Annotated in this window: 4 protein-coding genes; 3 read left to right on the plus strand and 1 reads right to left on the minus strand. The window is 63.4% G+C overall.

The window, feature by feature from the left end; all coding sequences use genetic code 11:
* A complete protein-coding gene (metH, locus tag QSV36_RS12490) occupies positions 1-3,708 on the minus strand; it encodes a methionine synthase (protein ID WP_289131937.1) in 3,708 nt (1,235 codons plus the stop codon).
* 178 nt (positions 3,709-3,886) lie between these two features.
* Between metH and QSV36_RS12495 the strand changes: the two genes are divergently transcribed.
* The 3 genes from QSV36_RS12495 to nfuA all read left to right on the plus strand — a co-directional run bounded on the left by QSV36_RS12495 (position 3,887) and on the right by nfuA (position 7,974).
* Positions 3,887-6,187, plus strand: a complete 2,301-nt coding sequence (locus QSV36_RS12495; protein ID WP_289132094.1) for a fatty acid cis/trans isomerase — start codon at positions 3,887-3,889, stop codon at positions 6,185-6,187.
* Between the two features lie 109 nt (positions 6,188-6,296).
* Complete coding sequence (locus tag QSV36_RS12500; protein WP_289131939.1) at positions 6,297-7,331, plus strand: acyltransferase family protein; 1,035 nt, start codon at positions 6,297-6,299, stop codon at positions 7,329-7,331.
* A gap of 58 nt (positions 7,332-7,389) precedes the next feature.
* Positions 7,390-7,974 (plus strand): Fe-S biogenesis protein NfuA, encoded by a 585-nt coding sequence (gene nfuA, locus QSV36_RS12505; RefSeq protein ID WP_003250416.1) that lies wholly within the window; start codon positions 7,390-7,392, stop codon positions 7,972-7,974.
* Positions 7,975-8,089: the final 115 nt, after the last annotated feature.

Genomic DNA, 8,089 nt, shown 5'->3' on the forward strand with positions numbered 1-8,089 from the left:
TCAGCTGTCGTAGCCGAGGTTGGGCGCCAGCCAACGCTCACTCACGCTGATGTCCTGGCCTTTGCGTGCGCTGTAGTTCTCGATCTGGTCGCGGTCGACCTTGCCCACGGCAAAGTACTGCGCCTGCGGGTGGGCAAAATACCAGCCGCTGACGGCCGCCGCCGGGAACATCGCGAAGTGGTCGGTGAGGAACACGCCGCTCGGTCCGGTTTCGCCGATGGCCGTGCCGTCCAGCAGGCGGAACAGGGTCTCCTTCTCGGTGTGGTCCGGGCAGGCCGGGTAGCCCGGTGCCGGGCGAATGCCGCGGTACTGCTCCTTGATCAGCGCCTCGTTGTCGAGGTGCTCGTCGCGGGCATAGCCCCAGTGTTCCTTGCGCACCTGCTCGTGCAGCCATTCGGCGCAGGCTTCGGCCAGGCGGTCAGCCAGGGCCTTGACCATGATCGAGCTGTAGTCGTCACCCTTGTCCTGATAGGCCTTGGCCACTTCCTCGGCACCGATGCCGGCGGTGGTGATGAAGCCGCCGACATAATCGGTGACGCCGCTGGCCTTCGGCGCGACGAAGTCGGCCAGCGACCAGTTGGGCTTGCCGTCCGGCTTGATGGTCTGCTGGCGCAGGTGATGCAGGGTAGCCAGGGCCTGGCCGTCGTCGCCGTACACTTCGATATCGTCATCGGCCACCTGGTTGGCCGGCCAGAAGCCGAACACCGCACGGGCGCTGATCAGCTTTTCATCGATCAGCTTGTCGAGCATCTCGCGCGCATCCTGGTACAGCGCCGTGGCCGCCTCGCCCACCACCTCGTCGGTGAGAATCCGCGGGAACTTGCCGGCCAGGTCCCAGGAAATGAAGAACGGCGTCCAGTCGATGTATTCGGCCAGGGTGCGCAGGTCGATGTTCTCCAGCACCTTGACGCCGGTGAAGGAGGGCACTGCCGGTTGATAGCTGGCCCAGTCGTATTGCGGCTTGGCTGCAATGGCCTGGGCGTAGCTCAGGCGTTCGGTGCGGGCACTGCGGTTGGCCGTGCGCTCGCGCACTTGCTCGTATTCCTCGCGGGTCTTCTCGACGAAGCCCGCTTTCAGCTCCTTGGACAGCAACTGGGTGGCAACGCCCACGGCACGCGAAGCGTCGGTGACATAGACCACCGCATCGTTGCTGTACTTGGGTTCGATCTTGACGGCGGTGTGCGCCTTGGAGGTGGTGGCGCCGCCGATCATCAACGGCAGGTTGAAGCCCTGGCGCTGCATTTCGCGGGCCACGTGGACCATCTCGTCGAGGGACGGCGTGATCAGGCCGGACAGGCCGATGATGTCGCATTTCTGCTCGCGGGCGGTTTGCAGGATCTTCTCGGCCGGCACCATCACGCCAAGGTCGACGATGTCATAGCCGTTGCAGCCCAGCACCACGCCGACGATGTTCTTGCCGATGTCGTGCACGTCGCCTTTTACCGTGGCCATCAGGATCTTGCCCTTGGCCTCCGGCTTGTCGCCTTTCTCGGCTTCGATGAACGGAATCAGGTGGGCTACCGCCTGCTTCATCACGCGAGCCGACTTGACCACCTGCGGCAGGAACATCTTGCCCGCACCGAACAGGTCGCCGACCACGTTCATGCCGCTCATCAGCGGGCCTTCGATCACTTCGATGGGGCGCGCGCATTGCTGGCGGCATTCCTCGGTATCTTCGACGATGAACGCGGTGATGCCTTTCACCAGCGCGTGCTCCAGGCGTTTTTCCACCGGCAGCGAGCGCCACTCTTCGTTTTCCACTTCACGGGTTGCGCCGCCGCCCTTGTAGTCGTCGGCGATGGCCAGCAGTGCATCGGTGCCATGCGCGGTGCGGTTGAGCACGACGTCCTCGACCTTTTCCCGCAGCTCGGCGGGGATCTCGTCGTAGATTTCCAGCTGGCCGGCGTTGACGATACCCATGGTCAGGCCGTTCTGGATCGCGTGGTACAGGAACACCGAGTGGATCGCTTCACGCACCGGGTTGTTGCCACGGAACGAGAACGACACGTTGGACACGCCGCCCGAACTCAGTGCGTACGGCAGGTGGTCGCGGATGTAGGCACAGGCCTCGATGAAATCGACGGCGTAGTTGTTGTGCTCCTCGATACCGGTGGCGACGGCGAAGATGTTCGGGTCGAAGATGATGTCTTCCGGCGGGAAGCCCACTTCGTTGACCAGGATGTCATAGCTGCGCTGGCAGATTTCCTTCTTGCGTGCGGCGGTATCGGCCTGGCCGACCTCGTCGAACGCCATCACCACCACAGCGGCGCCATAGCGCTTGCACAGGCGGGCATGGTGCTTGAACTGTTCGACGCCTTCCTTCATGGAAATCGAGTTGACGATGCCCTTGCCCTGGATGCACTTCAGGCCGGCTTCGATCACTTCCCACTTGGACGAGTCGATCATGATCGGCACGCGCGAGATATCGGGCTCGCCAGCGATCAGGTTGAGGAAGCGGACCATGGCGGCCTGGGAGTCGAGCATCCCTTCGTCCATGTTGATATCGATCACCTGGGCCCCGGCCTCGACCTGCTGCAGGGCGACTTCCAGGGCTTCGGTGTAGTTCTCTTCACGGATCAGCCGGGCGAACTTGGCGGAGCCGGTGATGTTGGTACGCTCGCCGACGTTGACGAACAGCGACTGGCGGTCGATGGTGAACGGTTCCAGGCCCGACAGGCGACAGGCCTTGGCGATTTGTGGAATCTTGCGCGGCGGGTACTTGGCCACCGCCTCGGCGATGGCCTGGATGTGCCCTGGGGTGGTGCCGCAGCAACCACCGATGATGTTGAGGAAGCCGCTGGCGGCGAATTCCTCGACCACGGCGGCCATTTCTGCCGGAGTCTCGTCGTACTCGCCGAAGGCGTTCGGCAGGCCCGCATTGGGGTGGGCCGAGACGTGGGTGTCGGCCTTGGTCGCCAGCTCTTCCAGGTACGGGCGCAGGTCCTTGGCGCCAAGCGCGCAGTTCAGGCCCACGGAAATCGGCTTGGCATGGCGAACCGAGTTCCAGAACGCCTCGGTGGTCTGCCCCGACAGCGTGCGGCCGGAGGCGTCGGTGATGGTGCCGGAGATCATGATCGGCAGTTCGATGCCGTCTTCTTCGAACACCTGCTGCACGGCGAAGATCGCCGCCTTGGCGTTGAGGGTGTCGAAGATGGTCTCGATCAGCAGCAGGTCGGCGCCGCCCTCGATCAGGCCGCGGGTGGCCTCGATGTAGTTGGCCACCAGTTCGTCGAAGGTGACGTTGCGGTAGCCAGGGTCGTTGACGTCCGGGGAAATCGAGCAGGTGCGGCTGGTCGGGCCGAGCACCCCGGCGACGAAGCGCGGCTTGTCCGGGGTTTCCAGGGTCTTGGCGTCGGCCACCTGGCGGGCGATGCGCGCGCCCTCGACGTTCAGTTCGTAGACCAGCGCCTCCATGCCGTAATCGGCCTGGGAAATCTGCGTGGCGTTGAAGGTGTTGGTTTCGAGGATATCGGCCCCGGCATCCAGGTAGGCCTTCTCGATAGCTGCAATCACATCGGGGCGGCTGAGCAGCAGCAGGTCGTTGTTACCTTTGACATCGCTTGGCCAATCGGCGAAGCGCGTGCCACGATAGTCGTGTTCCTCGAGCCGGTAGCTTTGGATCATAGTACCCATGCCGCCGTCGAGGATCAGGATGCGCTGCTGGAGTGCGTTCTGGAGTGCTTGGAGACGAGCGCTACGGTCGGACATAGGAACTACCTGGTCGGGCAAATTTCAGAAGGTGCCGAATCATAACAAAGCTGCGCGGTTTTTAGGCATGTCGCCCATTTGCATGAAAACTGCTCATGTTGGCGGGCGTCTGCAAGCGGTGCATCCAAGGACGACCAGGCAAAACGTGATGGCTTTCTACACCCAGGACTTTTCGCACATGGTGCATCGTATCCTTGCCGCCGCTTTCGCGCTGTTGATCAGCAGCGTGGCGTTCGCGCAAGCCCCCCAATCGAGCCCGGCTATTTCCTATACCCGGGATATCCAACCGATCTTCACCGAGAAATGCGTGGCCTGCCATGCCTGCAACGATGCCGCTTGCCAGCTGAAGCTGGAAAGCCCCGAGGGCGCCGTGCGCGGTGCGACCAAGGTCCCGGTCTACCAGGGCGAGCGCAGCAGGGCGGTGCCCACCACGCGGTTGTTCTACGACGCCCTCAGCGAGGGCGAGTGGCGCAAGAAGGGCTTCTATTCGGTCCTCGACAGCCAGGGCAGCCAGGCCGCGCTGATGGCACGCATGCTGGAGTTGGGGCACAAGACCCCGCTTACGCCCAACGCCAAGCTGCCAGAAGAAATCGTCCTGGGCCTGAACCGCAACAATATGTGCCCTTTGCCCGAGGAGTTCGACGCTTATGCCGGCGCCCACCCCAAGGAGGGCATGCCGCTGGCGGTGACCGGCCTGACTGACAAGGAATACGACACCCTGCGCCGCTGGCTGGCTGCCGGTGCGCCGGTCGAGTACCAGCCAATCAAGCCAAGCGCGATCGAAGCCACGCAGATCGCCGAATGGGAAGAACTGCTCAACCGCCCCGGCTCCACCGAGGCGCTGGTCGGACGCTGGCTGTACGAACACCTGTTCCTGGCCCACATCTACTTCGCCGGAGGCGAGCAGGGCCACTTCTTCCAGTGGGTGCGCTCGCGCACGCCGAGCGGGCAGCCGGTCGACCTGATCGCCACGCGCCGCCCCAACGACCCGCCGGGCACCGACTTCTATTACCGCCTGATCCCGGTGCAGGGCGTGATCGTGCACAAGACCCACATCACCTACCCGATGGGGCCGCAGAAGCTCAAACGGGTCAAGCAGCTGTTCTACGCCGGCGACTGGCATGCCACCGCGCTGCCAGGCTACGGGCCGCGCCATCGGGCCAACCCGTTCGAAACCTTCGAGGCGATCCCGGCGGTGGCGCGCTACCAATTCATGCTGGATAACGCCGAGTACTTCGTGCGCACCTTCATCCGCGGCCCGGTGTGCCGCGGGCAGATCGCCACCGATGTGATCCGCGACAACTTCTGGGCATTGTTCCAGGAGCCGGCCCACGATCGCTATATCACCGATGCCCAGTACCGGGGCGAGGCAACGCCGCTGCTGGCCATGCCCGGGCAGATCGATGACGTGGGCAGTGTGCTGAGCCTGTGGCACGCCTACCGCGACAAGCGCAACGAGTACGAAAAACTGCGCCGTGAAGCCTATGCCGACATGCCGGCGCCGGGTTGGGCGACGTTGTGGGCCGGCAACGACAATGCGCTGCTGAGTATCTTCCGCCACTTCGACAGCGCCTCGGTGACCAAGGGCCTGGTCGGCGATGTACCGCTGACCGTGTGGCTGTTCGACTACCCACTGTTCGAGCGTACCTATTACCAGTTGGCGGTCAACTTCGACGTGTTCGGCAATGTTTCGCACCAGTTGCAGACGCGCCTCTACTTCGACCTGATCCGTAACGGCGCCGAAGTCAACTTCCTGCGCCTGATGCCCGCGAACCAGCGCAAGGCGATCCTCGGCGACTGGTACCAGAATAGCGGCAAGGTGAAGATGTGGATGGACTACGAGGACATCGACACCGACACCCCAACAGGCATCAAGCTCGACCCGCGCGACCCCAAGCGCGACTTTGGCCTGAAGCTGTTGCAGCGCACCGGCAGCCTGAATGCCGCGCCGGACCCGATCAACCGTTGCCAGGGCGCGTACTGCTCTCGGCCACAGATGAGTGAAGAGTTCCGCAATGTCGAACAGTCGCTCAGCCGCCTGGTGTCGCGCCTGGCTGCCGGGTTGAAGGTGATCAACCAGCTGCCCGAGGCGACCCTGCTGCGCATCGAAGGGCAGGGTGGCCAGCGTCAGGTGTACAGCCTGCTGCGCAACCGCGCGCACAGCAACGTGGCTTTCCTGCTGGGTGAGGCGTACCGCTACCAGCCGGGCCTGGACACCCTGACCCTGTACCCGGGCGTGCTCAGCAGCTACCCGAACTTCATCTTCAACATCCCGGCCGGCGATGTGCCGGAGTTCGTCGAGGACATGGAGTACGCCAGGGATGATACCGCCCGCTTCGAGCGTATCGTCATGCGCTGGGGTGTGCGTCGCAGCCACCCCGGGTTCTGGCGCTATTTCCATGACCTGAACAGCTTCATCAAGGAGACCGAGCCGGTCGAATCGGGGGTGCTGGACATGAATCGCTACGAGAACCTCTGATCGGGCGGGCTGACCTTTGCGCATACCCTGCGGTCGGAAATGCCGGGTGGTCCGGGGGCTGCTGTGCAGCTCGCCGGGCCTCAATGCACCGGCAATTGCAGGGTATTCCATGCTGTATTCGCTTCAGGCACTGCGGGCGTTCGCCGCCTGGGTGGTGGTCTGCCACCATTTCATGCAGATCTTCTTCGACTTCCATGCCACCGGCCCCGTTGGCCAACTGCTCACTGACCGTGGCGCTGTTGGCGTCGACATCTTCTTCGTCATCAGCGGGCTGGTCATTTACCTGTCGACCCGTGACAAAGCCATCGAACCGCGCCAGTTCCTGCTCAACCGGGTGTTGCGCATCGTCCCGGCCTATTGGTTCTACACGGCGCTGATGGCCACGCTGCTGCTCGCTTTCAGTCAATGGATGCCGCACCAGGCGTTCACCTGGCAGCACCTGTGGCTGTCGCTGTTGTTCATCCCGGCGGAAAACCCGGGTGGCTACGGCTTGTACCCGACCCTGAACGTGGGCTGGACGCTGAACTTCGAAATGTTCTTCTACTTGCTGTTCGGCCTGGCCTTCCTGGTGCGCCAGCGCCATCACCAACTGCTGGCTACCGCTGCGCTGCTGCTGGCCAGTGAAGTGCTGGGCCGGCTGGGCGTGCTCAGCCGTTTCTACAACAACCCGATCATCTATGAGTTCCTGCTCGGCATCGGTCTGGGCGTGCTGCACCGCAGCGGGCTGATCCGCCATGCCCGCGGGTTGCCGTTGCTGTTGCTGGTGCTGGCGAGTCTGGCCATCTATTACCTGGACGCTTCCCGGCGGCTGCTCAACTGGGGGGTGCCGAGCGCAATGATCGTGCTGGCCTTCGTCGCCCTGGAGCCGCAGTTCCGTGGCAACCGGCTGCTCAAGGCCCTGGGCGATTGTTCGTATTCGGTGTACCTGGTTCATGTGCTGGTGCTGTACGCCGGCTGGTTCGCCAGCCAGCGCCTGCAACTGAACCCGTATCTGGTATTCGCTCTGTGCGTGCCGTCCATTGGACTAATGTCGTGGTGCAGCTACCGCTGGCTGGAGCGCGGCCTGTACCGGCGCATGCAGGCCTGGCTGGCGGCGCCACGGGAGCCAGCCCCTGAATATGCGCTTTCCCGAGTCAAATACTAGGACTTTGTTCGAAGGCCGGGTTGGCGTACACTTGGCCGCAAGTCTGTGAGGAACCTACATGAGCGCTATAACCATTACCGACGCCGCCCATGACTACCTGGCCGATCTGCTTTCCAAGCAGAATACGCCTGGCATCGGCATTCGCATTTTCATCACCCAGCCAGGCACCCAGTACGCCGAAACCTGTATCGCCTACTGCAAGCCGGGCGAAGAGAAGCCTGACGACACCGCCGTGGGCCTGAAGAGCTTCACCGCTTACCTGGATGCCGTCAGCGTGCCGTTCCTGGAAGACGCGCTGGTCGACTACGCCACCGACCGCATGGGCGGCCAGCTGACCATCAAGGCGCCGAATGCCAAGGTGCCGATGGTCAACGAAGACAGCCCGATCAACGAGCGCATCAATTACTACCTGCAGACCGAGATCAACCCCGGCCTGGCCAGCCACGGCGGTCAGGTGAGCCTGGTGGACGTGGTCGACGACGGCATCGCCGTGCTGCAGTTCGGCGGTGGTTGCCAGGGTTGCGGCCAGGCCGACGTAACCTTGAAGGAAGGCATCGAGCGCACCCTGCTCGAGCGCATTCCCGAGCTGAAGGGCGTACGCGACGTGACTGACCACAGCCAGAAAGAAAACGCCTACTACTAAGGCTGGCTGGTGTGCTTGTAGGAGCGGCCTTGTGTCGCGATGGGGCGCGAAGCGGCCCCAGGATCTTGGCATCGCCGCTGAGATTGCAGGGGCCGCTACGCGCCCCATCGCGACA

It is taken from the genome of Pseudomonas sp. BCRC 81390 (genome assembly GCF_030341915.1).
Lineage (GTDB): Bacteria > Pseudomonadota > Gammaproteobacteria > Pseudomonadales > Pseudomonadaceae > Aquipseudomonas.

What these genes read in the sequence shown, in the direction of transcription:
- QSV36_RS12500 (WP_289131939.1), top strand. Translation starts at nt 6,297, where the DNA reads ATGCTGTATTCGCTTCAGGCACTGCGGGCGTTCGCCGCCTGGGTGGTG.
- nfuA (WP_003250416.1), top strand. Translation starts at nt 7,390, where the DNA reads ATGAGCGCTATAACCATTACCGACGCCGCCCATGACTACCTGGCCGAT.
- metH (WP_289131937.1), bottom strand. Translation starts at nt 3,708, where the DNA reads ATGTCCGACCGTAGCGCTCGTCTCCAAGCACTCCAGAACGCACTCCAG.
- QSV36_RS12495 (WP_289132094.1), top strand. Translation starts at nt 3,887, where the DNA reads ATGGTGCATCGTATCCTTGCCGCCGCTTTCGCGCTGTTGATCAGCAGC.